The organism is Streptomyces sp. enrichment culture (genome assembly GCF_964273255.1).
Classification (GTDB): domain Bacteria; phylum Actinomycetota; class Actinomycetes; order Streptomycetales; family Streptomycetaceae; genus Streptomyces.
The window spans coordinates 209213-234853 of record NZ_OZ186835.1; the positions used below are offsets into that span (position 1 = coordinate 209213).

20 protein-coding genes are annotated in these 25641 nt (G+C 75.7%); 8 read left to right on the plus strand and 12 right to left on the minus strand.

The features are described 5' to 3' along the window. Positions 1-64: 64 nt before the first annotated feature. Positions 65-1273: a carboxylate-amine ligase gene (locus ACSU53_RS00940; protein WP_437024265.1), complete on the minus strand. Its 1209-nt coding sequence runs from the start codon at positions 1271-1273 to the stop codon at positions 65-67. Positions 1274-1615: 342 nt separating this feature from the next. Next, complete coding sequence (locus ACSU53_RS00945) at positions 1616-2530, minus strand: NAD(P)-dependent oxidoreductase (protein WP_437024267.1); 915 nt, start codon at positions 2528-2530, stop codon at positions 1616-1618. A gap of 369 nt (positions 2531-2899) precedes the next feature. On the opposite strand from ACSU53_RS00945, the gene ACSU53_RS00950 reads away from it, so the two are divergent. Next, the gene (locus tag ACSU53_RS00950) at positions 2900-3604 is read left to right on the plus strand and encodes a TetR/AcrR family transcriptional regulator (protein ID WP_437032961.1); all 705 of its coding nucleotides are present in this window, start codon (positions 2900-2902) and stop codon (positions 3602-3604) included. 71 nt (positions 3605-3675) lie between these two features. Further along, positions 3676-5583, plus strand: a complete 1908-nt coding sequence (gene htpG / locus ACSU53_RS00955; protein ID WP_437024269.1) for a molecular chaperone HtpG — start codon at positions 3676-3678, stop codon at positions 5581-5583. Between the two features lie 130 nt (positions 5584-5713). Here the strand turns inward: htpG and ACSU53_RS00960 are convergent, their stop codons facing one another. Beyond that, positions 5714-6328: a DUF2269 domain-containing protein gene (locus tag ACSU53_RS00960; RefSeq protein WP_437024270.1), complete on the minus strand. Its 615-nt coding sequence runs from the start codon at positions 6326-6328 to the stop codon at positions 5714-5716. A 347-nt stretch (positions 6329-6675) separates the two neighbouring features. Between ACSU53_RS00960 and ACSU53_RS00965 the strand changes: the two genes are divergently transcribed. The 5 genes from ACSU53_RS00965 to ACSU53_RS00985 all read left to right on the plus strand — a co-directional run bounded on the left by ACSU53_RS00965 (position 6676) and on the right by ACSU53_RS00985 (position 12839). Further along, positions 6676-7641, plus strand: coding sequence for a hypothetical protein (locus ACSU53_RS00965; RefSeq protein ID WP_437024272.1), 966 nt, complete (start codon positions 6676-6678; stop codon positions 7639-7641). 454 nt (positions 7642-8095) lie between these two features. After that, on the plus strand, positions 8096-9277 hold the full coding sequence (locus ACSU53_RS00970; RefSeq protein ID WP_437024274.1) for a S1 family peptidase: 1182 nt from the start codon (positions 8096-8098) through the stop codon (positions 9275-9277). A gap of 181 nt (positions 9278-9458) precedes the next feature. Beyond that, positions 9459-10781 carry a lipase family protein gene (locus ACSU53_RS00975; RefSeq protein WP_437024276.1) on the plus strand — a complete coding sequence of 441 codons (1323 nt, stop codon included), beginning with the start codon at positions 9459-9461 and terminating at the stop codon, positions 10779-10781. 419 nt (positions 10782-11200) lie between these two features. Further along, positions 11201-12244 (plus strand): L-glyceraldehyde 3-phosphate reductase, encoded by a 1044-nt coding sequence (mgrA, locus tag ACSU53_RS00980; RefSeq protein WP_437024277.1) that lies wholly within the window; start codon positions 11201-11203, stop codon positions 12242-12244. A gap of 112 nt (positions 12245-12356) precedes the next feature. After that, positions 12357-12839, plus strand: coding sequence for an MSMEG_6728 family protein (locus ACSU53_RS00985; protein WP_437024279.1), 483 nt, complete (start codon positions 12357-12359; stop codon positions 12837-12839). A 303-nt stretch (positions 12840-13142) separates the two neighbouring features. On the opposite strand, the gene ACSU53_RS00990 is transcribed toward ACSU53_RS00985, so the two are convergent. From ACSU53_RS00990 to ACSU53_RS01030, 9 genes are all read right to left on the minus strand, one after another. Continuing rightward, entirely contained in the window at positions 13143-14429 is a 1287-nt protein-coding gene (locus ACSU53_RS00990; protein WP_437024281.1) for an ABC transporter substrate-binding protein, read from the minus strand. Continuing rightward, entirely contained in the window at positions 14426-15568 is a 1143-nt protein-coding gene (locus ACSU53_RS00995) for a branched-chain amino acid ABC transporter permease (RefSeq protein WP_437024283.1), read from the minus strand. Before ACSU53_RS00995 ends, ACSU53_RS00990 begins: the two co-directional genes overlap by 4 nt. Then, a complete protein-coding gene (locus ACSU53_RS01000) occupies positions 15561-16457 on the minus strand; it encodes a branched-chain amino acid ABC transporter permease (protein ID WP_437024285.1) in 897 nt (298 codons plus the stop codon). Before ACSU53_RS01000 ends, ACSU53_RS00995 begins: the two co-directional genes overlap by 8 nt. Beyond that, the gene (locus ACSU53_RS01005) at positions 16454-17356 is read right to left on the minus strand and encodes an ABC transporter ATP-binding protein (RefSeq protein WP_437024287.1); all 903 of its coding nucleotides are present in this window, start codon (positions 17354-17356) and stop codon (positions 16454-16456) included. The genes ACSU53_RS01000 and ACSU53_RS01005 overlap by 4 nt, the downstream gene beginning before the upstream one ends. Beyond that, a complete protein-coding gene (locus tag ACSU53_RS01010; RefSeq protein ID WP_437024289.1) occupies positions 17353-18144 on the minus strand; it encodes an ABC transporter ATP-binding protein in 792 nt (263 codons plus the stop codon). The genes ACSU53_RS01005 and ACSU53_RS01010 overlap by 4 nt, the downstream gene beginning before the upstream one ends. 950 nt (positions 18145-19094) lie before the next feature. After that, entirely contained in the window at positions 19095-20351 is a 1257-nt protein-coding gene (locus tag ACSU53_RS01015; protein ID WP_437024291.1) for a PucR family transcriptional regulator, read from the minus strand. A 142-nt stretch (positions 20352-20493) separates the two neighbouring features. Further along, positions 20494-23340 carry a LuxR C-terminal-related transcriptional regulator gene (locus ACSU53_RS01020; RefSeq protein ID WP_437024292.1) on the minus strand — a complete coding sequence of 949 codons (2847 nt, stop codon included), beginning with the start codon at positions 23338-23340 and terminating at the stop codon, positions 20494-20496. A gap of 219 nt (positions 23341-23559) precedes the next feature. Then, positions 23560-24492, minus strand: coding sequence for a bis(hydroxyethyl) terephthalate hydrolase (gene bdeA, locus ACSU53_RS01025; protein WP_437024294.1), 933 nt, complete (start codon positions 24490-24492; stop codon positions 23560-23562). A gap of 546 nt (positions 24493-25038) precedes the next feature. Further along, on the minus strand, positions 25039-25251 hold the full coding sequence (locus ACSU53_RS01030) for a hypothetical protein (RefSeq protein WP_437024296.1): 213 nt from the start codon (positions 25249-25251) through the stop codon (positions 25039-25041). Between the two features lie 138 nt (positions 25252-25389). Here ACSU53_RS01030 and ACSU53_RS01035 point away from each other — a divergent pair, with 138 nt between their 5' ends. Next, entirely contained in the window at positions 25390-25584 is a 195-nt protein-coding gene (locus ACSU53_RS01035; protein WP_437024298.1) for a hypothetical protein, read from the plus strand. Positions 25585-25641 lie beyond the last annotated feature (57 nt).

Below are 25641 nucleotides of genomic sequence, written 5' to 3' on the forward strand. Positions count from 1 at the left end.
TGCGTGCCGGGGCTCGGCACGGGATGGGGGCGCGGCACCGGTCGGGCGGTGCCGGTCCGCCGGGTCAGCCGGTGGCGCCGGGCGCCGCGCGGGTCTGCGTCCGCGGGCGAACGCGGGAGGCCGTCCCCAGTGGGGCGGAGGGCCTGCGGTGCGGGCGCGGGCGGCGCACGGGGGCCTGCGGGGTGAGGTGCGCGCCACGGGTCTCGGCCGCCAGCAGGTCGACGCAGGCGAGCAGGTCCTCCTGACGGGCGGTCCGCCGCATGCGGTGCGCGGCGCTGCCCTCGGCGAGTGCCTCCTCCAGCAGGGCGCTCACGGTGGCCCAGTCGCCGGCCTCCTCCAGGGCGGGGCGCAGCCGGCCGAGCATGCCGCGCAGCACGTGGGGGGCGGGGGCCGCGCGGCGGGTCGACGGGTCGACGAGGTCCCCCTCCAGCCCGGAACGGGCCGCGCGCCACACCGCGGCCCGCAGCCACTCGTGGTGGCCGTCGCACGCGGGGGCCCGGTCGCGCTCCAGCCGGTCGCGGGCGTCGCGCACCAGGGCGCGGAAGAGTCCGGCGACGAGGACCACGGTCTCGGCGCGCGGGCAGGCGTCGCAGATGCGCAGCTCCAGCGTGGGCTGGTGGGCGGAGGGCCGGACGTCCTGGTAGAGCATGCCGGCGTCGCTGACCACGCCCGTGCCGATGAGTTCGGCGACGGCGCGCTCGTACTCGGCGGCGCTCCCGTAGCAGCCGGCCGGGCCCGCGGTGGGCCAGCGCTGCCACAGCATGGTGCGCCAGCTCGCGTAGCCGGTGTCCGCGCCGAGCCAGAACGGTGAGCTGGCCGACAGGGCCAGCAGCGGGGGGAGCCAGGGCGAGACGGGGCACATGAGGCGCACGGCGGTGTCCCGGTCGGGCACGTCGACGTGCACCTGGGCGCTGCAGATGAGCTGTTCGTCGGCGACCCGGCGGTACTCGTCCGCCATGCGCCGGTAGCGGGCGTCGGGTGTGGTGGTGCCGGCGGCGAGGCCGGCGAGGGGGACGGTGCCCGCGGCGACGGCCGCGAGGCCGAGGGAGGAGGCAGCGGAGTCCAGCCGGCGCCGGGCGGCGGTCAGGTCGGCGTACAGGCCGTCCAGGGTGGCGTGGACCTGACTGTTGCTCTCCACCGAGGACCGCTGGAGTTCGCGGGTGAACTCCGCTCTGCCGAGTCGGGTGAGCAACGCGTCCGCACGTGGCACGAGCCGACCGCTCTCCACGTCCAGCACGTGAAACTCTTCCTCTGCTCCCAAACGCACCGTCACGTCCGTCCCCTTGCCCGTAGTCGAACGCCGTCCACTGCGGCGCCTCGGGTCGGGGCCCTGGGTTCACCGGCGGCGGATCGGCGGGATCCGGGTTCCCCGGATGGGTGAAGAACAAGCGTGCGGATCTTGCGGGGCGGGAAGCGGGCGGGAAGCTGCGGCCGGTCTCCCGGACGCCCCGGTCGCCCCCGCCGGCCCGGACGAGGACCGGCGCGACGCCCGCCGGGTGACGGCCGGCACGGCGGGACAGGGCGGCCGGCGGGCGGGACGCAGGGGCACGGGCAGCACCCGGACGCCCCGCCGTCCCGGGCCCGCGGGGACGGCCTCCGGCGCGCGAGACCGCCCTCAGCCGACGACGTCGTCGGCCCCGGCGACAGCCGCCGTGCCTCCGCCGTCGCTGCGGGCCTCCAGGGCGCGCAGGACCGCCACCATGTCCTCGCCGCCGTGGCCCCGGGCGACCGTCTCCTCGTAGAGGGCGTGGCAGACGTCGAGGAGCGGGGAGGCCAGTCCGGCCGTGCGGGCGGCCCGGGCGATCAGGCGGTTGTTCTTCAGGACGTCCGTGGCGGCCGCCTGCACGGAGAAGTCGCCTGCCAGCAGTTTCGGCGCCTTCATGCGGTGGACGGCGCTCGCCATGGGACCGGCGTCCAGGACGTCGAGGAACGTGCGGCGGTCCAGTCCCTGCCGGTCGGCGAAGTGGAACGCCTCGGTGAGGCCGGTGACCTGCGTGATCAGGAAGATGTTCACGGCGAGCTTCATCAGCAGTCCGCCCGGCGCGGCCCCGCAGTCCACGACCTCGCGGCACATGGGGGCGAGCAGCGGGCGGACGGTGTCCCGGGTGGCCGGGTCGCCGGCCAGCATCGCGACCAGCTGCCCCTGCTCCGCGGGCACCCGGGAGCCGGACACCGGCGCCTCGGCGTACGCGCCGCCCGCCGCGCGGACGTCCGCCTCCAGGGCCGCCGAGTGCTCCGGCGCCACGGTTCCCATCTGGACGACGGTGCGTCCGGCGACCCGGCGGGCGAAGCCGGGGGTGCCGCGGGCCAGCAGCTGGTCGGTCGCGGTCTCGTCGGCGGGCATCAGGAACACCACCCCGGCCCGCTCGAAGACCTCGGCGGCGCCCCGCGCCACCCGCGCACCAGCCTCCCGCAGGGGGTCGCACCGGGCAGCGGTGCGGTTCCAGACGACCAGCGGGGTGCCCGCGTGCGCGAGCCGCAGCGCCATGGGCGCCCCCATCACCCCGAGTCCGAGGAATCCGACGTTCACGACCCACCACCGTCTCCGGCCCCCGGGGTCCGCCGCGAGCCTGCTCGGGACTGCCGCGCCGGGGTGGGCGCCGCCGTGTGGACGGGGCGGGACCGTGGCGCAGCCGCGCTTATGACAGCCGTCATACGTTCATGACAGCCGTCATAGTAGTCGCGCTATGACGAACGTCATAGGGTGGAGCCGGACAGCCGGACAGCCGGAACAGCCGGAACAGCTTGGGGAGCCGCAGCAGCCGGGAGCGACGCGGTGACCGCGCACCGACCGCGACTGCGGACCGGGGCGGTGCGGCGGTGCGGCGGAGCGGCGTCCCGGCGGCGCACGGTGGGAGGTCGGGTGACGGCGGAACGTGACCGGGACCCGCGCGAACGGATGGTCTTCAGCGCGGCCCAGCTCATCCGGCGGGACGGCGTGGGGGCCACCGGCATGCGGGACGTCGCCGAGCACGCCTCGGCGCCCCGGGGGTCGCTCCAGCACTACTTCCCGGGCGGCAAGGAGCAGCTGGTCGACGAGGCGGTGGCCTGGGCGGGCGGTTACGCCGCGGACCGGGTGGGCCGTTTCGTGGCCGCGCTGCCCGAGCCGACGCCGTCCGGGCTGTTCGCGGCGATGGTGCGGCAGTGGACCGACGAGTACGCGTCCGAGGGGTTCGCGGGCGGCTGTCCGGTCGCCGCGGCGACCGTGGACCGCGCCGGGGCCACCGGGGCGGCGCGGGAGGCGGTGGCCGCCGCCTTCACCCGCTGGACGGACGCCGTGGCCGCCGCCCTGGTGGAGATGGGGGTGCCGCGGGCGCGTGCCGCCTCCCTGTCCACCGTGATGATCAGCGCGCTGGAGGGGGCGATCCTGCTGGCCCGGGCCGAGCGGGACGTCCGCCCCCTCACCGCCGTCGCCCGCGAACTCGGCCCGCTGCTCGACGCGGCGGCCGGCCCGCCGGAAGCGGAGGGGGACGGGAACCGGGCGCGGAGGGGGACGGGAACTTCAGGGGCGGAAGGCACACGGCTGACGCCCGCGGCGGTGCCCGGTGACTCCGGGGAACGGGCCCCGGCCGGGCGGGAAGCCGGGGACGACGACCCGGGGTGACGGTGGAGTTGATTACAGTGACTGCGCCAAGTCTTCCGGCCCGCACGTGACGAGTGAGGTAACCGCGCACCATGCCGACCGAAACGTTTGAGTTCCAGGTAGAGGCCCGTCAGCTGCTCCAGCTGATGATCCACTCGGTCTACTCGAACAAGGACGTCTTCCTCCGGGAGCTCGTCTCCAACGCCTCCGACGCACTCGACAAGCTGCGCCTGGCGGCCCTGCGGGACGAGGCGCCCGGCGCCGACGTCTCCGACCTGCACATCGAGCTGGAGATCGACCGCGACGCCCGCACCCTGACCGTGCGGGACAACGGCATCGGCATGTCGTACGACGAGGTCGGCCGGCTCATCGGCACCATCGCCAACTCGGGCACCGCCCAGTTCCTGCGCGAGCTGAAGGAGGCGCAGGACGGAGCCGGGGCGGAAGGGCTGATCGGCCAGTTCGGCGTCGGCTTCTACTCGGCGTTCATGGTGGCCGACGAGGTCACCCTGCTGACCCGGCGCGCGGGCGAGAAGCAGGGCACCCGCTGGTCGTCCCGGGGCGAGGGGACGTACACCCTGGAGGCGGTGGACGACGCGCCGCAGGGCACCTCGGTGGTGCTGCACCTCAAGCCCGCCGACACCGAGAACCAGCTGCACGACTACACCTCGGTGTGGAAGATCAAGGAGATCGTCAAGCGCTACTCGGACTTCATCACCTGGCCCGTGCGGCTGGTCGGTGAGAAGGGCGAGGACGGCGCCGCCGCCGAGCCCGAGACGCTCAACTCCATGAAGGCGCTGTGGGCCCGCTCGCGCGACGAGGTGTCCGAGGACGAGTACCACGAGCTGTACAAGCACATCAGTCACGACTGGCGCGATCCGTTGGAGACGATCCAGCTCCAGGCCGAGGGCACCTTCGAGTACCAGGCCCTGCTGTTCGTCCCCGGGCACGCCCCGCACGACCTGTTCACCCGGGACCACCGGCACGGGCTCCAGCTGTACGTGAAGCGCGTGTTCATCATGGACGACTGCGAGGCCCTGCTCCCGTCGTACCTGCGCTTCGTCAAGGGCGTGGTGGACGCGCAGGACCTCTCGCTCAACGTCTCCCGGGAGATCCTCCAGCAGGACCGCCACATCCGCATGATGCAGCGCCGCCTGACGAAGAAGGTCCTGTCGTCCGTCCGGACGATGATGACCGACGACGCGGAGCGGTACGCCACCTTCTGGCGGGAGTTCGGCGCGGTGCTGAAGGAGGGCCTGGTCACCGACTCCGACAACCGCGACGCCCTCCTCTCCGTGTGCTCGTTCGCCAGCACGCACCAGGGCGAGGACGGCGACGGGCCGGTGTCGCTGCGCTCGTACGTGGAACGCATGCGGGACGGTCAGGACGCGATCTACTACATCACCGGCGAGTCCCGGCAGAGCGTCGACAACTCCCCGCACATGGAGGCGTTCCGGGAGCGCGGCATCGAGGTGCTGCTGCTCACGGACCCGGTCGACGAGGTGTGGACGGACGCGGTCGGCGAGTTCGAGGGCAAGCCGCTGCGGTCGATCGCCAAGGGCGAGATCGACCTCGGCGCGTCGGAGGACACCAAGAGCGAGGGTGAGCGCGAGAAGCAGGCCGAGGAGTACGCCGGTCTGCTCGACTGGATGCGCGAGCAGCTGGCCGAGGACATCAAGGAGGTCCGCCTGTCCTCGCGGCTGACGGTGTCGCCGGCCTGTGTGGTGGCGGACGCGGACGACCTGACGCCGGCGCTGGAGAACATGTACCGGGCGATGGGACAGGAGGTCCCGCGCAGCAAGCGGATCCTCGAACTCAACCCGGGCCACGCACTGGTGAAGGGGCTGAACGCGGCCCACCGGGAGCAGGAGGACCGGTCCGGCCTGGTCGACACGGCCGAACTGCTGTACTCCCTGGCGGTGGTGGCGGAGGGCGGCCGGCCGAAGGACCCGGCCCGCTTCGTGCGGCTGGTGGCGGACCGGATGGAGCGCGGCCTGTAGCTCCCGCGGTGGCTGTCCGGGCGGCCGGTTCGCCCGGGCGGCCTGTTTCTCCAGGGCGGCCGGTCCGCCTGGGCGGCCGTTCTCCGGAGCGGGCCGGTTCGCCTGGGCGTCCGCCCGAGGAAGGGTGGGCTCAATCCTGGGGTGTGCCGTGTCCGACGGCGGATCCGGCTGTGCGGGGCTGCCGCGCGGGGCCGTCGGCGACGGGTCCCGGCCGCGCGGCCGGGGCCGCCACCGCGCGCCGGGGCCGGCCCGCCGCGACGCCCTCGCGGCGTCCGCGGCGGGTGCGGTCCCACGGCTTCAGGACCGAGATCGCGGTCATGAACACGTAGGCGGACAGCGAGACGGCCGGCCCGAACAGGACGTCGCCCGCGTCGGGCAGCGGCCCTCCGTCGGCCACGGCGGCCACCGCCCCGTTCACGCCCGGCCGCAGCGCGAAGGCGGTCGCCGCCGTGGTGGCCAGGGTCAGCCAGAACTTGGTGACGACCCACCGGTGCCGGGCCAGCCCCCAGGCCGTGCCCAGGGCCAGCACCAGGCCGCTGCCGAGGGTCAGCAGCGCGAGGGGCAGCAGGAGCAGGTCGGCGAAGAGCTTCATGGCGCGCACGGACGCCTCTACGGTCGCGGCGGAGTCGCCGGTGGCGGCGGCGACGCCGAGCGCGAGCAGTCCGAGCGAGAGCCCGAGCCAGCAGGCTGCGGCCGCGGCATGGACGACGAGGAAGGCCCGGCGTGCGGGCCGGCTGAGGCGCATGTCCCCACGGTGCCGGGCGCGGGCGCCGGGCGCGTCCCACCAGGGGAGTAGGCGCGCGTACCGAGCCCGGCGTACGGAGGGCCGCTCCCGTCCCCGTTCGCCCCGGGCTGCTGCCGCGGTGGCGCGCCGAGGTCCGGCGGTTCCGCGCTCCGCCCGGCGGTTCCCGGAGGAACCCGGAGCCGGAGCCGCCCGGGAGGCGAGGGCCGGCGGCCGGTGGCCGGTGACCGGTGCGGCAGTGGCCGGTCGAGCCGTGGCCGCCGGGACGGGAGGGGGAGACGGCGAGGGCGGTGCCGCGTCCGGGCCGGGCCGATGTGCGCCCGCGTCCCGCGCGGTGGAGTCTGGGTGCCATGCGGCGCACAGGCGGGAACGGCGGCGGGCCGGCGGACGTGGAGGAGATGCTGGACGAGCTCTACGGGCTGCCGCCGTCCGCGTTCGTGCCCCGGCGCGAGGAGCTGGCCGCCGCCGCCAGGTCGGCCGGCCGGGCGGACGACGCGCGGCGGCTGCGGGCCGCGCGCCGCCCGCCGCTCGGGGCGTGGGCGGCGAACCTGCTGCGGCGGTCCCGGCCTCAGGAGGCGGAGCGGTTCCTGGAGCTCGGCCGGGCGCTGCGCGAGGCGTACACGGGGCTGGACGCCGGGAGCATGAAGGAACTGTCCGCGCAGCGGCGCCGTCTCGTCACGCAGCTGACCCGGCAGGCCGCCGGGCTGGCCCGGGACGCCGGGCACCCGCTGTCGGACGCGGTGCAGCGGGACGTCGAGACGACGCTGCACGCGGTGCTGGCCGACGCGGAGGCCGCGGACCGGTGGGCGACGGGCCGGCTGGAAAAAACGCTGACCCCGCCGTCGGAGTTCCCCTCCGGGGCCGGAGGGACCGCCCCGGCGGTCCGGGAACGCCCGGAGACCGCGGAGCGCTCCGCCCCCCGGGCGTCGAAGCAGGCGGCCTCCCGGAGGACGGACGAACTCGCCGAGCGGCGCAGGGAACGGCAACAGCGCCTGGAGCGGGCGCGGGCCGAGGCCGAGGCGGCCGAGGAACGGCTCGGTGGGCGCCGAACCGAGCGGGCGGAGGCGGAGGAGGTCCTGCGGACGGCACGCGAGCGGGAGCGGGCCGCCGGGGAGGACGTGACGCGGGCGGAGCGGGATCTGGCGCGGGCCGAGGAACAACTGCGGTCGGCCCGCGAGGACATGACACGGGCGGAGGGGATCCGGCAGGAGGCCGAGGACCGGGACCGGTCGGCGGCGGACGCGTTGGAGCGGGCCGAACGGGCGGCGAAGGACGCCGCGCGGGAGGTCGAACGCCTCTCCCGCCGCACCCGCTGAGCGTCGAACGCCTCTCCCGCCGCACCCGCTGAGCCGCGTCCGCGCCGCGCCTCGCCCACGTACGCCCGGGCTCGTACGTACGCCGAGGCTCGCACGCACAGAGCCGCGCCGTCGGCCCGCACGGCACGGACACTCCGCACCCCCCGGGCCGCCGCCGTTCCGCCGCACCCCTTGCCGCTGGGTCACCACCGCTGCCGATTCGTCACCACCGGTGCCGTTCCGCCGCCCCCGCTGCCGTTCCGCCGCCCCCGCCGCCGGGCCACTCCCCCTCCGGCTCTGCACGAGAGCCGTCCACGAACGGGCAACGAGCTCTCCCCGGCGGCAAGTTCGACCCGCACTTGGCATAGACCTGTCATCGCCGGGTCGCTATGCTCGGCTCAACTCCCTGTGAGAGCGCTCTCAATCGGCGGTTGTTCCACCCCCACCTCTGCTGGAACGACGAAGGGCACTTCCCATGAGACGCACCCGACTCACGCATGCCGGCGTGGCCGCCCTGCTCATGATCGGCAGCTGGACCGCGGCCGGCACCCTGCCCGCCGCGGCGAGCGACACCGGTCCGGCCACATCCGCCGCCTCCTCCCCCACCGCACCCGAGCCCGCGTCCGCCGGCCTGCTGCAGGCCATGCAGCGCGACTTCGGGCTGACCCGCTCCGAGGCCGAGGCGCGGTTGTCCGCCGAGCGCCGGGCCACCGACGCCGTCCCCGAGGCGCGCGAGGCGGCCGGCTCCGCCTACGGCGGGGCGTGGCTCGACAGCACCGACGGCGAACTGACCGTCGCCGTCACCGAGGAAGCCGGCGCCGCGACCCTGAAGGCGGTCCGCGCCGCCGGCGCCGCCGTGCGCACCGTCGAGCACAGCGCCGCGACGCTCGACGCGGCCAAGGCGCGCATCGACCGGCTGGACGCCCCCGACGGGGTCAGCAGCTGGTCCGTGGACCCGGCCGCCAACACGGTGGTCGTGAACGTCGCGCGCGAACGGAAGAACGACAACGATGTCCGGCGGTTCGTGGCCGAGGCCCGCGAGGCCGGCCCGGTCACCGTGCGCACGGTCCGTGAGCCGGCGCGGACCTTCGCCGCCGGGACGGTCGGCGGCGACCCGTACTACACCGGCAACGTCCGCTGTTCCATCGGCTTCTCGGTGCACGGCGGTTTCGTCACCGCCGGGCACTGCGGGGGCGCGGGTGCGGCGGTGCGCGGCTGGGACGGCTCGCACATCGGCCATTTCCAGGGCTCCTCGTTCCCCGGCAACGACTACGCGTGGGTCAACGTGGGCAGCGGCTGGTGGACCGTACCCGTGGTGCTCGGCTGGGGCACGGTGCCGGACCAGCTGGTGCGCGGCTCGGCCGAGGCGCCGGTCGGCGCCTCCGTCTGCCGGTCCGGCTCCACGACCCGCTGGCACTGCGGACGGGTGCTGGCCAAGAACGAGACCGTCAACTACAGCCAGGGCGCGGTGCACCAGATGACGAAGACGAGCGTCTGCGCCCAGCCCGGCGACTCCGGCGGCGCGTTCATCAGCGGTGACCAGGCCCAGGGTGTCACCTCGGGTGGCTGGGGCAACTGCTCCAGCGGCGGCGAGACCTGGTTCCAGCCGGTCAACGAGATCCTCAACCGCTACGGGCTGACGCTGCACACGGCCTGACCGGACCAGCACGACGAGCGGGCCCCGCCGGGCCGGACGACCGGCGGGGCCCGCTTTCGCATGGTCCGTGGTTACTCGGGAGTAAGTGTTACCAGCCCGTGACCTGTTGACGTGTTACCGCCGGTAAGTAAGCGGTGCTAGTTTCCGGTTCATCTTTCTGTGTCAGAGCGAGGAGTGAGCCGTGAGCCGTCTCAGCAGGGTGCTGACCACCGTCGTCGCGACGACCGCCTGTGCCTGTGTGGCCGTACCGCCCGCCGCCGCGAGCGAGCCGGTGGAGTCCCGCGGGGTGACGATCCCCGCCTTCTACACCCCGCCGGAGGAACTGCCCGCGAGGAACGGCGCGTTGATCCGGCACGAACCGCTCCGCCTCGGGCTGTCGCTGCCCGGCCTGGACGGCCGTCCGCTGCCCGGCACGGCCACCCGCCTGATGTACGCCTCCACCGACTCCGGCGGCCGGCGCGTCGCCGTGACGGGCGCGTACATCGAGCCCTCGGCCCGCTGGAAGGGCGGAGGACCGCGCCCGCTGGTGGTCGTGGGCTCCGGCACCATGGGCCAGGGCGACCAGTGCGCTCCGTCGCTGGCGCTGGAGCGGCCGCTGACGCTCACCGGGGAGACGGTGTCCATCGGGTACGACAACCTCGCCGTCTACCGGCTGCTCGCCACCGGCGCCGCCGTCGTCGTCACGGACTACGCGGGACTGGGGACGACCGACCGGCTGCACACCTATGTGAACCGGCTCGACCAGGGCCACGCCATGCTGGACGCGGCCCGCGCGGCGCGCTCCGTGCCCGGCGCGTCCGTCACCGCCGCCTCCCGGGTGGGCCTGTACGGCTACAGCCAGGGCGGCGGGGCCAGCGCGTCCGCGGCCGAGCTGCACGGCACGTACGCCCCCGAACTGCCCCTCGTCGGCACCTACAGCGGCGCCCCGCCCGCCGACCTGACGTCCGTCATGAAGGGCATCGACGGCAGCGCCCTGGCGGCCGCGCTGGGCTGGTCGATCAACGGCTTCGCGCAGGCCGAACCCGACCTCGAGCGGGTCGTCGACGAGCACATCAACGCGGAGGGGCGGGCCGCGCTCGACGACATCGCCACCAGCTGCGTCGGCGACGCGATCCTCGGGCACGGCTTCACCAAGAGCACCAAGTGGACCCGGAGCGGCGCCTCGCTCGCCCAGGTCATCGCCAACGAGCCCCGCGCGCAGGCCGTCCTGGACAAGCAGCGCATCGGCGCCCTGAAGCCGACCGGACCCGTCCGGGTGGTCACCGGCGTCCAGGACGACATCGTCCCGCACGCCCAGGCCCGCCAACTGGCCGTCGACTGGTGCCGCAAGGGCGCGGACGTGACCTACAAGGCGGTCGCGCTGCCCAACCTCGGGGACAAGCTGCTGACCAACCACCTGGTGCCGCTGCTCACCGACCAGAGCGACGCGGTGTCCTGGCTGACCGACCGGCTCGAAGGGCGTCCGGCGCAGTCGAACTGCCGGACCATGCCCTTCCAGCGCTAGCCGGGACCTCCCGTTCCGGACCACGCCGGGCTCGCGGGGCCCGGCCCGGTCCCGACGAAGAGACCCCTGAGGGCCGTACGACGCGACGAGCCCCGCACCCGGGAACGGGTGCGGGGCTCGTCGTACGGAGCGCTGGGCAGGCCTTGCACCTGCATCTCCCCGCAGGAAGCGGGGCGTCTTTCCTTGGACCACCAACGCGCGTCATGGTTCCGGTGGTTCGGCCCCATGGCTCGCGTCGATCATAGCGGGCGGGGCGCCCGTCGTCACATCCGCTCGCAGCCGTCGGCCGATTCAGAAGCGCGGTCGCTCAATCCCATGGCGGGGACCGGTTGGACTTCCCGATCGGGCGGGGGCAGGGTTGACGGGGATCCCACGATCCACCTGCGACGATTCGACCCCGCCCCCTCCGGAGAGCACCGATGAACCACGTCAGCAATCCCGAGCGCTACGACGGCACCATGCGCTACCGGCGCACCGGCCGCTCGGGGCTCGACCTCCCGCTGCTGTCCCTGGGCTACTGGCACAACTTCGGCGACGACCGGCCCTTCGAGACGCAGCGGGCGATCTCCCTGCGCGCCTTCGACCTCGGCATCACCCACCACGACCTGGCGAACAACTACGGCCCGCCCTACGGCGCCGCCGAGATCAACTTCGGGCGGCTGATGCGGCAGGACCTCGCCCCCTACCGGGACGAGCTGGTGATCTCCACCAAGGCGGGCTGGGACATGTGGCCCGGCCCCTACGGCCAGGGCGGCGGCTCCCGCAAGTACCTCCTGGCGTCCCTGGACCAGTCCCTGAAGCGGATGGGGCTGGAGTACGTGGACATCTTCTACTCGCACCGGCTCGACGCCACCACTCCCCTCGAGGAGACCATGGGCGCGCTCGACACCGCCGTGCGCCAGGGCAAGGCCCTCTACGTCGGCATCTCGTCGTACGACGCCGAGCGCAGCCGCCAGGCGGCGGCCATCCTGCGCGACCTGGGGACGCCGCTGCTGATCCACCAGCCGTCGTACAACATGCTCAACCGCTGGATCGAGACGGACGGCCTGCTGGACGTGGCCCAGGAGGAGGGCTTCGGGGTGATCGGCTTCACCGCGCTCGCCCAGGGGCTGCTGACCGGGCGCTACCTGGACGGCGTGCCGCAGGACTCGCGTGCGGCGGCGGGCACGTCGTTCGACGCCGGGTGGCTCACCGACGACATGCTGCAGCGGCTGCGCGCGCTCAACGGCATCGCCGCCGAGCGGGGCCAGACGCTCGCTCAGATGGCCCTCGCCTGGGCCCTGCGCGACCCGCGGGTCACCTCGCTCGTCATCGGTGCCTCGCGCACCGAGCAGCTGGAGCAGAACGTCGCCGCGCTGGAGAACCCCGGCTTCAGCGACGAGGAGCTCGCCGAGATCGACCGGTACGCCACCGACGGCGGCGTCGACCTGTGGCGCGACGCCCGGCTGGGCACCATGGGCTGAGGGCCGCGGTCCCCCGGCCGGGGTGTGCCGGGGTGTGCCCGGCCGGGGACGGGGAACGCGGTGCGTGCGCCGGGCACCCGCCGGCGGCCTTCCCACTCCTTCGGACGGCGCCATGCAGACCTTCCTGCCCTACCCGGACTTCGACGCGACGGCCCTGGTGCTGGACCGGCGCCGGCTCGGCAAGCAGCGGGTCGAGGCTCTGCAGGTGCTGCGGGGTCTGACCGTGCCCGGCTACGGGTGGCGGCGTCACCCCGCGGTCCGCATGTGGACCGGGTACGAGGAGGCCCTGGTGCGCTACGGCCTGGAGATCTGCCGGGTGTGGCGGGACCGGGGGCACCAGGACAGCTGCGCCGCCAAGCTGGTGGCGGAGCTCGCCGCCGTCCGTCCGGGCGCGCCGGTGCGCGAGCAGCGGGAGCTGGCCGACGCCGGGGAGCTGCCGCCCTGGCTGGGCGACCCGGGCCTGCACCGCAGCCACCGCTCGGCCCTGGTCCGCAAGGACCCCGAGGTCTACGCGGACGTCTTCCCCGGCGAGCCGGACGACCTGCCCTATCTGTGGCCCTCCTCCGACCGTGACCCGGAGGCCGTCACCGGATGACGCCCGCGGCGGGCCGGACGGCCCCGGTGGCGGGTCGCGGCACCCCGGTCGTGCCGGTGAGGAACGCGCCCTGCGGCGCGCTCACCACCCCCGGGGGTGTCCCGGCGGCCGGGCGGTGCACGCGGTGGGCGGCCCGCGCCGGTCGGCCGGGTGCCCGGCCGGAACGCACGGATGCCCCGGCCGGAACGCACGGATGCCCCGGCGGCTCCTCGGAAGAGGGCCGCCGGGGGCATCCGGTGCCGCGGCGTCACGCGCGGTACTCGCCCCGCGGGGCGACGGGCCGGGGCGTGCCCCGGCCGCCGGTCACTTGGAGGCCAGGTAGTCCTCCACGCCCGGCGCCGTGTGGGCGTCCTCGGCGTTGACGACCGCGCCGACGGCCTTCGCGTCGGGCTTGAGGACGTACGTCTCGACGCTCGCCGGACGGTCGACGTCGGAGAAGTTCTGCGCGGTGCCGAGGCCGGTGTCGGCGTTCGTCTGCGCGCGGTGCGCCTTGACGACGTCCTCACGGCTGAGACCGCCCGCCTCACAGGCCGCCTTCAGGTCGTTGCCCATCAGCTGGGCCGCGTTGTAGCCGGAGAGCACGCCGGAGTCCACCGGGGAGCCCGGGTACTTCTTCTGGTACGAGGCCACCATCTTCCGCACGCCGGGCAGGTCGGAGCTGACCGCGGGCGCCGCGCTCACGACGTGCAGCATGGCCGCGAGGGCGGGCGCGGCGGGGGTCTTCATCAGCTGCGGAGCGAAGCCGGGGGCGCTGCTGACCACCGGGACCTTCAGCCCGCGCGAGGCGGCCACACCGACGAGGGAGGCGGTCTGGGCGGGGCCCGCGCTGATCAGGACCGCCTTCACGCCCTCCTTGCGCAGCGCCGACACCTGCGCCGACAGGTCGGTGTCGGTGGCCTGGATCTTCTGCCCGGCGATCTTCAGACCGGCCTTCTCGGCCGCCCACGTGGACCCTTCCAGCGCGTTGGCGCCGTAGTCCCCCTCGAAGTAGACGTGGCCGATGGTGTCGCCCTTCTTCAGGCCCTTGGTGCGGGTGAGGAAGTCGACCGCGGCGATCATGTCGACGTCGTAGGTGGTGCCGAGCACCTGGATCGCGTCCTTGCCGAGCAGGGACGCCGCCCAGGCCTGCGGGAAGGTCAGCATCGTGTCGCGCTGGATGTCGTCGAGCAGGGCGGCGACCACCGGGGAGCCGATGACCTGCGGCAGGGCGACGACGTCGGGGGCGATGTCGGCGTAGGCGGTGACCGCCTTCTGCACGTCGTAGCCGTGGTCCTTGACGACGATCTCTATCTTGCGGTCGCAGATGCCGCCCTCGGCGTTGGTCTCCTCGGCCCACATCTGCTGGGCCTGCACGATGCTCTTGCCGAGGGTGGCGTACGGGCCGGTCAGGTCGGTGAGGGCGCCCAGTCTGATGGTGTCGGCGCTGACGCCGGGACCGGTGCGCACGCCGTCGGCCGCGTCGCCGTCCCCCTTGCCGCCGTCCGCCTTGGAACTGCACCCGGTGGCCGCGAGCAGCAGGGCGAGGGTGCCGGCGAGGACGGTACCGGTGGTGCGGCGCCGGTTGCGGCGGGTGCGGTGGGTGGTGTTCACGGGGTGTGCTCCTTGGTTCGTGCGGCTGCGGGGGCTTGCGGGGGCGAAGGGACGGGGGCCTCGGCGGGCGGGCGGGCGCGGCGGCGCCGGAGGCGTTCGCGGGTCCGGCGGGCCAGGCCGTGCAGGCCGTCGGGCGCGTACAGCAGGACGAGGACGATCGCGGCGCCGTAGAGGTAGCGGGCGGCCTCGGTGGGCCCCACGGCGCCCTCGGCCGAGCCGGGGGCGGCGACCAGGGGGAGCTGGTCGGCGTACCGGGTCATCAGCAGCGGCAGCGCGGTGACGAACACGGCGCCCGCGGTGGCTCCGGCGACGGAGCCGAGCCCGCCGATGACGATCATGGCGAGGTAGTCGACGGAGAGGATGAGCGAGAAGTAGTCCGGGACGACCCGCCGGAAGGAGAGCGCCAGGAGGACTCCCGCGAGCCCGGCGTACATGGAGGACACCACGAACGCCGCCGAACGGTGCCGGGCGACGTCGACGCCCATCACCGAGGCCGCGGTCTCGCTGTCGCGCAGCGCGGCCAGCGCCCGGCCGGGTCGCCCGCGCAGCAGGCCGCGGGCGGTGAACCAGGTCAGCGCGAACAGGGCCAGGCCCAGGAACCACAGCCGCTCCTCGGCGCCGAACGGCACGCCGAGCACGGTCAGTGAGGGGTCGCTCTCCGCGAAGCTGAACCCGCCGACGGTCAGCGGCGGCACCGAGCGGCCGTTGAAGCCGCCGGTGACGGAGTCGGCGGTCAGCAGGACGTGGTGGCCGAGGAAGACCAGGGCGAGCGTGGCGATGCCGAGGTAGATGCCCTTCACCCGGGCGGCGACGGGGCTGAACAGCCCGCCCGCCGCGCCGGCGAGCAGCACCGCGAGGACGGCCGCGAGCACCGGCGGCAGGCCCGCCCCGGGATCTCCGGCGAACCAGGCGTACCCGTACGCCCCGACGGCCAGGAAGAAGGCGTGGCCCAGGGAGAGCTGGCCGGCGGTGCCGGAGAGCAGCGCGAGGCCGATGGCACCGATGGCGGCCGCCATGGAGAACAGGCCGATGCGCAGCCAGAAGGCGTCCAGGTAGAACGGCGGCAGGCACAGGAGGACGGCGAGCACCAGCAACCAGGCCCGGCGGCGGGTGAGGGCGGCGAGGAGGCGGTCAGACACGGGCCACCCCCTTGGCGCCGAACAGCCCCGTGGGCCGCACCAGGAGCACCAGCAGCATCACGGCGTAGGGCGCGACGTCCCCGAATCCCTCGCCGAGCAGGTGCAGGTCGGACTGGTAGCCGACGACCAGGGCCTCGGTGAGGCCGATGAGCAGGCTGCCCGCCAGCGCGCCGGCCGGGGAGGCGAGCCCGCCGAGGATCGCGGCCGGGAAGGCGTTCAGCGCGATCTGTCCGGTGGTGCGCTCCAGTCCGGGTGCCGGGAAGGCGGCGAGGAACACGGCCGCCAGGGCGGCCAGCGCGCCCGCCAGGCACCAGGCTCCCGCCCGCACCCGGCCGAGCCGGACGCCCATGAGGGCGGCGGCCTCCAGGTCTTCCGCCGCCGCCCGCAGCGACAGGCCCCAGGAGGTGAAGCGGAACAGGGCGAACACCGCGCCGATGACCACCGTGGACACCACGATGGCGGCGAGCCGGCTGTCGGCGACGGTCACCGGTCCGAGTTCGGTGACCGAGGAGCCCCACGGGTCGCCCAGCGACAGCAGGTCGCCGCCGATGCGGCGGGCCAGGTCGGTGAGCAGGACGATGTCGATGCCGATGGTGACGATGGTCTGCACGTGCGCGGCGTGGCCGTCCTGGCCGCCGCGTTGCAGCAGGAACCGGTCGACGACGCCCGCGAGGGCGGCGGTGGCCAGGACGGCCAGCGCCAGGGCTCCCGCGAAGCCGAGGTCGTCGTGCAGGACGGCGATCAGGTAGCCGCCGAACAGCAGCATGGAGCCGTGGGCGAAGTTCAGGACGCCCGACGCCTTGAAGATGACGACGAAGCCCAGCGCGACGAGCGCGTAGACCGCGCCGAGCGCCACTCCGCCGAGGACGTTGTCCAGGAACCCGGTCATGCCACGCCCTCCCCCGCGGTGCCCGGCGTCGTGCGGGCCGTCGTGCCGGTCGCCGTGCCCGGCGTCGTGTCCGCCGGCGGGCCGTGGGGCCCGTCCGCCGCCGGTTCGGCGGGCGCCGCCCCGGTGCCGAGGTAGGCGCGCAGCACCTCCGGGTCCCGGCGCACCTCGTCCGGCGTGCCGTGCGCGATGGCCCGGCCGAAGTCGAGCACGGTGACGTCGTCGGCGAGCCGCATCACCAGGCCCATGTCGTGCTCCACCAGGACGATGGACAGCCCGAGTTCGGTCCGCAGTGCGGCCACGGCCTCGGCCGTGCGGGCGCGTTCGGTGGCGTTCATGCCGGCCACGGGTTCGTCGAGCAGCAGCACACGGGGCTCCAGACAGAGGGCGCGGGCGAGTTCCACCCGCTTGCGGTCGCCGTACGACAGCAGCGCGACCGGGCTGTCGAAGTGGGGGCCGAGACCGGTCAGTTCGGCGATCTCCCGGGCGCGGTCGAGGTGCTCGCGCTGTTCGCGCACCGCGCCCGGCAGGCGCAGGGCGGTGGCGACGAAGCCGGCGCGGGACAGGGCGTGGCGGCCGAGCATCAGGTTGTCGGCGACCGTGCCGTGGGTGGTGACGATGTTCTGGAAGGTACGGGCCACGCCGAGCGCGGCGATGCGGTGCGGGGCGAGCCGGGTCAGCTCGGTGTCGCCGAGCGTCACCGTGCCGGCGGCCGGGCGGCACAGGCCGGACAGCACGTTGAAGCAGGTCGACTTGCCGGCGCCGTTGGGTCCGATGAGCGCGTGCACCGAGCCGGGGGCGACGGTGAACGACACCTCGTCCAGGGCGGTGAGCCCGGCGAAGCGCACGGTCACCCCCCGGACGTCGAGCACGGGCGGCGCGGGCGGGGTGCGGTCCTTCACGCGGCCCCCCGGTCCTCGTCCGTCCCGGCCGTCTCGCCCAGGTACAGGCGGCGCACGGCGTCGGTGCGGGCGAGTTCGGCGGCGGGGCCGGACAGGCGCGTCTCCCCGACCTCCAGGACGTGCGCGTGGTCGGCGAGGGAGAGCGCCATGCCGGCGTTCTGCTCGACCAGCAGGACGGCGGTGCCCTGGGCGTTGATCTCCCGGACCACCTCGGCGATCCGGTCGACCATCTGCGGGGCGAGGCCCAGGGACGGCTCGTCGAGCAGGAGCAGCCGCGGGGCGGCCATCAGGGCCCGGCCGATCGCCAGCATCTGCTGCTCACCGCCGGAGAGCAACCCGGCCGCCTGGTGGGTGCGTTCGGCGAGCCGGGGGAACAGCGCGAACACGCGGTCCCGGGCCTCCTGGGTCCCGGCCCGGTCGCGGCGGGTGAGTCCGAGGCCGCCGCTGCGCAGGTTCTCGTCCACCGAGAGGCCGGCGAACACCCGCCGTCCCTCGGGGACCTGGACGACTCCGGCCCGTACCGCCGTGACGGGGTCCTTGCCGTCGAGCACCGTGTCGCCGTAGCGGATGCGGCCGCCCGTGACGGCTCCGCGGTGCAGGCGCAGCGTGCCGGACACGGCGCGCAACAGGGTCGTCTTGCCCGCGCCGTTGGCGCCGAGCAGGGCCACGACGGCGCCGTGCGGCACGGTCAGGGACACGGAACGGAGGGCGGACAGGGCGCGCCCGTAGGTCACGTCGACATTCTCGACGTGCAGGGCGGGCCGGTCGTCCGGTGGTGCTTCGGGCATCACGGCTCCTCGGGGCCGTACCGCGGGACGGCGACGGCTTGGTGGGAAGGGGAGGCCACGACAGCACGGGCGCGGGCGGGCGGTACAGCGTTGCGCCGCCTCTCGCTGCGGGTTCCCAACGGGCCGGGGCGGGGGTTGTGCCGGTGCCCATGCCCTCCGGGCAGGTGACGGGCGGTGGGGTGACCGGTCCGGCCGGGTGCCGGGACGGATCCGGGTACCAGGACGGTCCCGGCTGCCAGGACGGTCCCGGGTGCCGGGGTCGCCGGCGGCGCGATCCCGGGGCGCGGCCCGGTACCGCGCGACGGGGCCGCCCTGGGTGCGGTCCACCGGTGCGGCGGCCAAGGGCCGCAAACCGAGACCCGCGGACCGGGCTCCGCGCATTCGGGCGAACGGGGGGCGCGGGGGGCACGGCCGGCGCCTCCGTCCGTCCGGAGCGGGCGCGGCGAGCGGTCCGGTCCTGCTGCGCTGCCCGCGCGCCGGCGTGGGCACGGCATCGCGCAGGGATGTCCCACCGGCCGCGCGGAGGACCTTGCCCCGGCCGCGCGGGCGGGCGGGCCGGCGCGGGCGGTGGGGTGGCGGCCCGCCCGGGTGCCTGAACCGGCCGGCAGCTTGAACCGGCCGGGAGCCGTCGGCGGCGCCGTCCCGGGGCGCGGCCCGGCGCCGTGCGACGGGACGGTCCGGGGTGCGGTCCGCCGGTGCGGCGGGCCGGGCCCACGGACCGGTGGCCGCCCCACGCGAGGGGACACGGCGGTACGGCTCGCGCCTCCGTCCGCCCGGAGCGGGCGCGGCCGGCGGCCCGGTCCCGCTGTGCCACCCGGGCAGCGGCAGGGGCACGGCCGCACGCACGGGGGTCCCCCCGCCGACGCCGTCCGGAGGACCACGCGGACCGGCGCCGCTGTCGGGGGGCCGGCCGCGCGGCGGGCCGCGTCGCCGTGCCCGCCCGGAGGGCGTCAGCGCGGCAGCAGGCGGTGGGCCGTCAGGGCGAGGGTGACCTCGACGAGGTCGGAGGGGCGGGACAGCGAGCGGCCCGTCAACTGCTCGTAGCGGCGCAGCCGGTTGAGGACCGTGTTGCGGTGGCAGTACAGGCGGCGGCTCGCGCGCTGGGCGGAGCCGTCGCAGGCCAGCCAGGTGGCGAGGGTGTCCAGCAGGACGTCCGCGTCCGCCGGTTCCAGCTCGGCCAGCGGGCCCAGCAGCCGGTCGGTGAGCGCGGCGCCGAGGTCGGGCGAGGACATCACCAGCGCGGCGGGCAGGTGATCCGTCAGCCGGACGGTGCCGCCGGTCGCCGGGCAGAGGCCCAGCGCGGTGTCCGCGAGGGCGCGGGCCCCGCCGACGGCGGCCAGACCCTCGACGGCGCTGCTGACGCCGATGCGCAGTCCGGGCCGGGCGTCCGCCGGCACGGGTTCGGGGTCGTCGCCGGCGAGGACGATGCCGTAGTCGACGTCCGGCCCCGGGTGCCAGTGCACGCGCACAGTCGGGGGCAGCAGCGATTGTGCGCCCGGACAGCCGGCCGGCCGGCCGCCGGCCACGGCGACGACCACGTACCGGCCCTGCTCGGGCAGGTCCAGGGCCTCGGCGGCCTCCGGGAGGTCGGCGATGCGGCTGCTGCCGTCCAGCAGGGCCGCGGCCAGCAGGCGCACCCTGTTCTCCCTCCGCCAGGCGAGTTGCCGTTCGGTCTGCCGGTAGGCGTCGGCCACCAGGGTGCAGTGCTCGTCGACGAACTCCCACACGTCGGACGCGACGTGCACCAGCAGCCGCACGTCCTCCGGCGCCGTCCGGCAGGTCTCGTCGACCAGTGCCTGCCACACCAGCGACCCGCCCAGCCGGAAGGCGTGCAGCAACGCGTCGAGCGGGAGCCCTTGTTCGGCGCGGGCGGCGCCGATCCGCCAGGTGCAGCGGCGGGCCGCGTCGCGGGTGCCGCGCGGGTCGAGCAGGGAGGCGACGCTGTGCCGCAGCGAACGGTGCACCTCCTGCCAGGTGCCCGTGGCGTCGGCCTCCACCGAGGCCCGGTAGGCGGCTTCCTGCTCCTGGAGCACGGCGACCAGCCGGTCGGTGAGGTGGGGCAGGTCGTCCAGCAGGACGCGGGCGCCCCGGTGCAGGACCCGCAGCGCGTCGGCGTCGATCAGCGGACGCACGCGTGCGGGCCGTGGGCGCGGGGCGGGCACGGGCCCGGGGCGTGGCAGAGTACGTGGCCGTACGGCGTGGTGCATCGCGCATCTCCCCCAGGGTCGGCTTCCCGGCGGTGCCCGTGCGGCGGTCCCCGTACCGGCGCCCGGCCGGCCGCGGAGCCCATGGGGCGGCCGCCACCTGACTCGTCCTGCCCCGAAGGATGGCATACCGTCCGGTCGGTCCCTAGAGCTGTGCACCGGTCTTTTCCTCTTGTTCGACCAGCCGGACAAGTTCGACGCGGGACCGCACCCCGAGCGTGGCGAAGACGTTCCGCAGGTGGTAGTCGACCGTGCGGGTGCTCACCGCCAGGCTCAGCGCCACCTCACGGTTGGTCGCGCCCTCCGCCACCCGGCGCGCGATGCGCAGTTGCTGCGGGGTCAGCCGGGACAGCCCCCCGCCCGCGCCGCCGCTCCCCTCCCCCGTCCCCGAGCCGGACGCCGCGCCGTTGGCCCGCAGCTCGGCCCCCGCCTGGCGGGCCCAGACCTGCGCGCCGCAGCGTTCGAAGCCGAGCAGCGCCTCGCCCAGCCGGGTGCGCGCCTCCCGCAGCCGGCGCCGGCGCCGCAGCCACATGCCGTGCAGCAGTTCGGTGCGGGCCCGCTCGAAGTCCCCCGCTCCGCTCGTCCGTTCGTGGCTGTCCAGGGCGCGCAGGAACAGTTCGTCGGCGGCGGCCGGCGGGGCCAGCAGTGCTCGGCAGCGCAGCAGTTGGGCCGGGGCCTGGGGATCCGCGCCGCAGGCGGCCCACAGCGCGAAGTCCTCCACCACCGCGCGGGCGTGTTCCGGGTGCCCGGCGAGGACGGCCGCCTCCACGTAGCAGGGCACGGCGAGCATCCACACCGCGAAGTGGCCCCGCCGCGGTCCGGGACGCACCAGTGGGCCGAGCCGGTCCGCGGCCTCGCGGGGGCGGCCCGCCCCCAGGTCCGCCCGGGCCGCGGCCCACTGGGCGAGGGTGGCGGCCTGGACCAGGCCGTGCCGCCGGGCGGTGGTGAGGGCCTCGGTGACGTGCTCCGCGACCGGGTCGCCCTCGATGGACGCGGCGAGGGCCAGCACCGCGTGGTGGTGGGCGGCCGTGTTGCGCTGTCCCGCCCGCCGGGCGGCCCGCAGCCCCTCCTCGGCGTGGGTGCGGGCCAGTTGGTGGCGGCCGGCCCGCAGGTCGGCGTAGGCGAGGTACTCCAGTGCCCGCGCCTCCAGGGCGGCGTACCCGGCGGTGCGGGCCGCGGCCAGGGCGCGGGCACCCGCCCGGCGGGCGGCGGTGACCTCACCGAGCATCAGCGCCGCGGCGGCCGCGCGCATCAGTTCCTCGCAGTCGTCGGCGTCCTGCCCCCGGTCGACCACCCGCCCCAGGGGTCCGGCGGCGAGGTCGAAGCGGGCCAGGAGGACGGCGCGCATGCCGTCCCGGTGGTCGCGCAGCAGGGTCGGCCGGGCCGGTGACGGCGGAGCGGGCGACGCAGGGGCCGGTGAGGGCGGGGCGGGGTCGGACGCACCACGGGCGCCGGGGCCGGGCGTGTCGTCGTGGCCGTGGGTGAGGGCGCGCAAGCAGGAAGCGGGGTCGCCGGCCGCCCAGGCGGCGTCCGCCGCGCCGAGCCCGGCCGCGACGGCCGGCTCGTGCTCCTGGGGGCCGGCCGTCCCCGGTCCGGTTCCGGCCAGGAGGCCCGCGGCCAGCAGGAAGGACTCGCGGGCGTCGTCCACCGGGCCGTCCGCGAGCAGCACCCGGCCGCGCAGGAGTTCGGTCCGGCCGCGCACGGCGGTGGGTACGGGGCGGCTCCGGGCGGCGTCGAGCAGTCGCAGGGCGCCGGGCGCGTCCCCGGCCAGCAGGGCCTGTTCGGCGGCCGCGGTGTACTGGCGGGCGCGTTCGGCGTCGTCCGCGCTCAGTTCGGCGGCCCGGGTGTGCGCCGTGCGCCGTAGCCCGGGCGGCGGCGCGGCCTCCGGGCAGGCCGCGGCGGCCGCCAGCGCGGCCGCGAGGTGCGGTGCGGGTCCGGTGACCGTCCAGGCGCGGTGCAGCAGCGCGGGGAGCCCGGCGGGCAGGGCCGCGGCGAGTGCCCGGTGGGCGGCACGGCGGCGCTCGGGCGGGGCGGTGGCATGGACGGCCCGCCCGAGCAGCGGGCTGCGGAACCGCAGCCGGCCCTCCGCCGCGACGAGGAACGGGGACGCCGTCGCCGGCTCGGCGGGTGCTCCTGCGAGGCCGGGGCTCCGGGCGGCCCGGCGGACGAGGTCCGCGTCCGCGCCGGGCCCGCCGTCCGCCCGCTGGGCCGCCGCCACCGTCAGCAGCAGGCCGGCGTGGTCCGCCGGTAATCCGGCGAGGTGACCGCCGACGACGGCGCCGAGGACCTCCGCGTCCGCCACCGGATCGGGCAGCTCGCGGTGACCGCGCAGCTGTGCCGGGGACAGGCGGTGGGCCAGGGCGAGCAGCAGCGCGGGGTTGCCGTCGGCCTCGGACACCAGCTGGGCGCGGACGCCCGGGTCGACGGTGCCGTCGGTGACGTCGTCCAGCAGGTGCGCGGCGTCGTGCGGGGTGAGCGGGGCGAGCGGGAAGGCGGGGAGGCCGGCCAGTTCGGGGACGTCGGCGCGGTGGCCGGGGACGGCGAGGAGGAGGCCCGTCCCGCCCGCCGCGCGCACCCGGGCGGCGGCCTCCCCGAGGACGGCGCGGGACGCCGGGTCCCACAGGTGCGCGTCGTCCACGCACAGCAGGTGGGGGGCGCCGCCCGCGGCCGCCCGGAGCGCGGCGAGCAGCGTCTCGCCCGTCGGGCCGCCGGGCGGCGACACGGGACGGCCGAGGGCGCGCAGCACGGTGTGCAGACCGCTGCGGGGCCGCGCGGAGCCCGCCGGGTCGGCGCGCACCTGCCACACCGGCCCGGCGCGGAAGGAGCGGGCGGCGTGCGCGAGGAAGGCGGAGCGTCCGCCTCCGGGTTCACCGGTCACCAGCCGCACGCCGCCCTCGGTGCGCAGCCGGTCCATCAGGTCGGCGATCGCCCGCCGCTGCGTGCCCGCGCGGTAGCGGTGGGAAGCGGGTCCGGGGGTCGTCTGTCCGGTCATCCCCGGGACCTTACTCAAGCGTAAGTTCCACCGGAAGATGTGCGTCCGGGGGTCGTTGATGGGTCATCCGCCGCCTGGCCAGCGGCTTCGGCCCCGCCGCGGGGGAACGGAGTGTGCGCCGGCCCAAGGCGCCCCGGCCGGGGCGGTGCGCCCGCACAACGCCGGTGGCGGCCCGCGTCGTTCGCGGACCGCCACCGGGGGCACGGGGTGGTGCGGGGGTCAGGAGGTGTGCGGGCAGTTGCCCCGCGACTCCTCGATGGTCAGGCTCGGACGCGGCAGCGGGCACAGGAACTGCTCGTAGCGGGTGTCGTTGTCGATGAAGCGCTTCAGCCACGAGATGCTGTACTTCGCGATCGTGGTGTTCGAGGTGTTGGGCGTGAAGTGGCTGGCGTTGTTCAGCTCGATGTACGCGCGGTCCAGTGAGGACGGCAGCCCCTGGTACAGGGGCTCGGCGTGGGTGCGGACGGGGGCGATGGAGTCGCCGTCGGCGCCGAAGATCAGGGTGGGCGTCCGCACTTCGGGCCAGGTCTTGTCGAGGTTCCAGGGGGTGAGCGGGATGGCGGCCTGGAGGGAGGGCCGGTCCTTGGCCGCCTCCAGGCTGCCGCCGCCGCCCATGGAGTGGCCCATGACGCCGAGCCGGCTGCTGTCGACGCGGCCGCGCACCGAGCTGCGCTCCGTCAGGTAGTCCAGTGCCGCGAGCAGTTGGTCCCCGCGCGAGTCGGGCTGGTCGAGCGTGGTGTTGGTGTCGATGGTGAAGACGACGAAGCCCTGCGACGCCAGGCGCGGGCCCAGCCAGGCGATGGAGGACTCGTAGGCGGTGAAACCGGGCGAGATGGCGATCGCGCCGAAGGTTCCGTCGGAGGTGCTGGTCGGGTAGTAGATCGTGCCGCCGCCGAAGCCACGGGCGACGAGTGAGGAGACGGAGGTCTCCGACACCGCGTACGGGCCGCGCAGCGCCTCGATGCTCGACTCGGTCGGCGCGGGGCCGCGCTCGTAGGGGTTGTCCGCCGCGTGGGCGCCCGGCCCGGCGAAGGCGCCGAGGGCGGCCAGGGCGGCGACGCTCGCGGCCAGTCCGGCGAGCCTGCCGGTACGGCGGCGTCCCGCCCGGGCCGGGGCCGGTGCGCTCATGCTGCTGTGGGGGTGCTGCTGCACGAGGGGGTCCTCTCTGTCGCGGCGGTCCGCCCGGCCGGCCGGTGCACGGTGAAGGCGTGAGGTGCGGACGTGCACCGGCCGGGGCGCCGCCTGTGGGCTGGCGGTGCCACTGTCGGAGAGGAGGGGAGCGGAGCGGACCGGCAATATCACCGGTCTCGTGCGGCGGCAGGGCGGACCGGACCGCCCGGAACGCCGCCGGGAGTCAGGGAGAGCGGCGGACCACGCCGTGGGGCGGGGCGGGGCGGCGGCACCCGGTGCGAGCGGCCACCCGGGCCGCGGACGCGGTGCGGCGCACCGCCGGGAGCGACGGAACGAGGGCCAGGCCGGCAGCGCCGGACGAGGGCCGTGACGGGGCACGGCGGGGCACCGCGCGGGCGCGACCGCGGACAGGGCCGTCCCGGCGTCGGAAAACGGTCTGCATGCGGTGGGGAACCCGGGGTATACGGGCAGGACGCGGTCACCGTCGGAGTCGGCGCCGACGGTGGCCGCTTCTCGTCCACGGCCGCGCGGCACCGTGCGGCGTCCCCCGGGTCGCCCCGGTCCGGGTCAGGCGGCGTCGTAGGTGTGGGCGCGGCCTCCGGACCACTTCACCCAGGCCGGGTCGTCCAGCAGCCGCTCCCCCTCCGGCAGCCCGGCGCGCCGCAGGAACTCCACCACGTCGCGGTCGGAGTGGGCGAGCCCGACGATCTCACCGCGCACGGTCACCCGCCGGCCGCCCGAGCCGAGCGGCGGGTGCACCACGATCGGCGCCTTCGTCATCCCTCCAGCATCCGGCGGTCGCCCGGTTCCCGCATCCGGGCCCCGTGCGTCACCCGCTCGGCCGTCCGGGCGCGCCGCCCCGGCGCCCGGGTGGTCGTATGGGAGGCGGCATGCATGCCGACCCGGAGGGAGCTGGGAATGCACGAGATGTGGTGCGGTGCGGACACTTCGGGGGAGCCGGTGTGGCACGTCCTGACCCCCGACAAGAACGCCACGCTGTGCGGCGTGGAGAAGCAGGACGAGTCCCGTCGGCGGCACGCCACCGACCGGCACTGCTTCTCCTGCATGCGGTCGTTCCAGGCCGCGATGCAGTCCGCGCAGTCCGCCCGCTGAGGCCCGGGTCCGGCTCCACGGCCGGACCCGGGCCTCGGTGTGCGCACGGACCCGCGC

Excerpts from the sequence above, each read along its gene's own strand:
- ACSU53_RS01010 (WP_437024289.1), bottom strand. The coding sequence starts at position 18,144 with ATGCCCGAAGCACCACCGGACGACCGGCCCGCCCTGCACGTCGAGAAT.
- ACSU53_RS00960 (WP_437024270.1), bottom strand. The coding sequence starts at position 6,328 with ATGCGCCTCAGCCGGCCCGCACGCCGGGCCTTCCTCGTCGTCCATGCC.
- ACSU53_RS01030 (WP_437024296.1), bottom strand. The coding sequence starts at position 25,251 with ATGACGAAGGCGCCGATCGTGGTGCACCCGCCGCTCGGCTCGGGCGGC.
- ACSU53_RS01015 (WP_437024291.1), bottom strand. The coding sequence starts at position 20,351 with ATGCACCACGCCGTACGGCCACGTACTCTGCCACGCCCCGGGCCCGTG.
- mgrA (WP_437024277.1), top strand. The coding sequence starts at position 11,201 with ATGAACCACGTCAGCAATCCCGAGCGCTACGACGGCACCATGCGCTAC.
- ACSU53_RS00970 (WP_437024274.1), top strand. The coding sequence starts at position 8,096 with ATGAGACGCACCCGACTCACGCATGCCGGCGTGGCCGCCCTGCTCATG.
- ACSU53_RS00950 (WP_437032961.1), top strand. The coding sequence starts at position 2,900 with ATGGTCTTCAGCGCGGCCCAGCTCATCCGGCGGGACGGCGTGGGGGCC.
- ACSU53_RS01020 (WP_437024292.1), bottom strand. The coding sequence starts at position 23,340 with ATGACCGGACAGACGACCCCCGGACCCGCTTCCCACCGCTACCGCGCG.
- ACSU53_RS00965 (WP_437024272.1), top strand. The coding sequence starts at position 6,676 with ATGCGGCGCACAGGCGGGAACGGCGGCGGGCCGGCGGACGTGGAGGAG.
- ACSU53_RS00985 (WP_437024279.1), top strand. The coding sequence starts at position 12,357 with ATGCAGACCTTCCTGCCCTACCCGGACTTCGACGCGACGGCCCTGGTG.
- ACSU53_RS01000 (WP_437024285.1), bottom strand. The coding sequence starts at position 16,457 with ATGACCGGGTTCCTGGACAACGTCCTCGGCGGAGTGGCGCTCGGCGCG.
- htpG (WP_437024269.1), top strand. The coding sequence starts at position 3,676 with ATGCCGACCGAAACGTTTGAGTTCCAGGTAGAGGCCCGTCAGCTGCTC.
- ACSU53_RS01035 (WP_437024298.1), top strand. The coding sequence starts at position 25,390 with ATGCACGAGATGTGGTGCGGTGCGGACACTTCGGGGGAGCCGGTGTGG.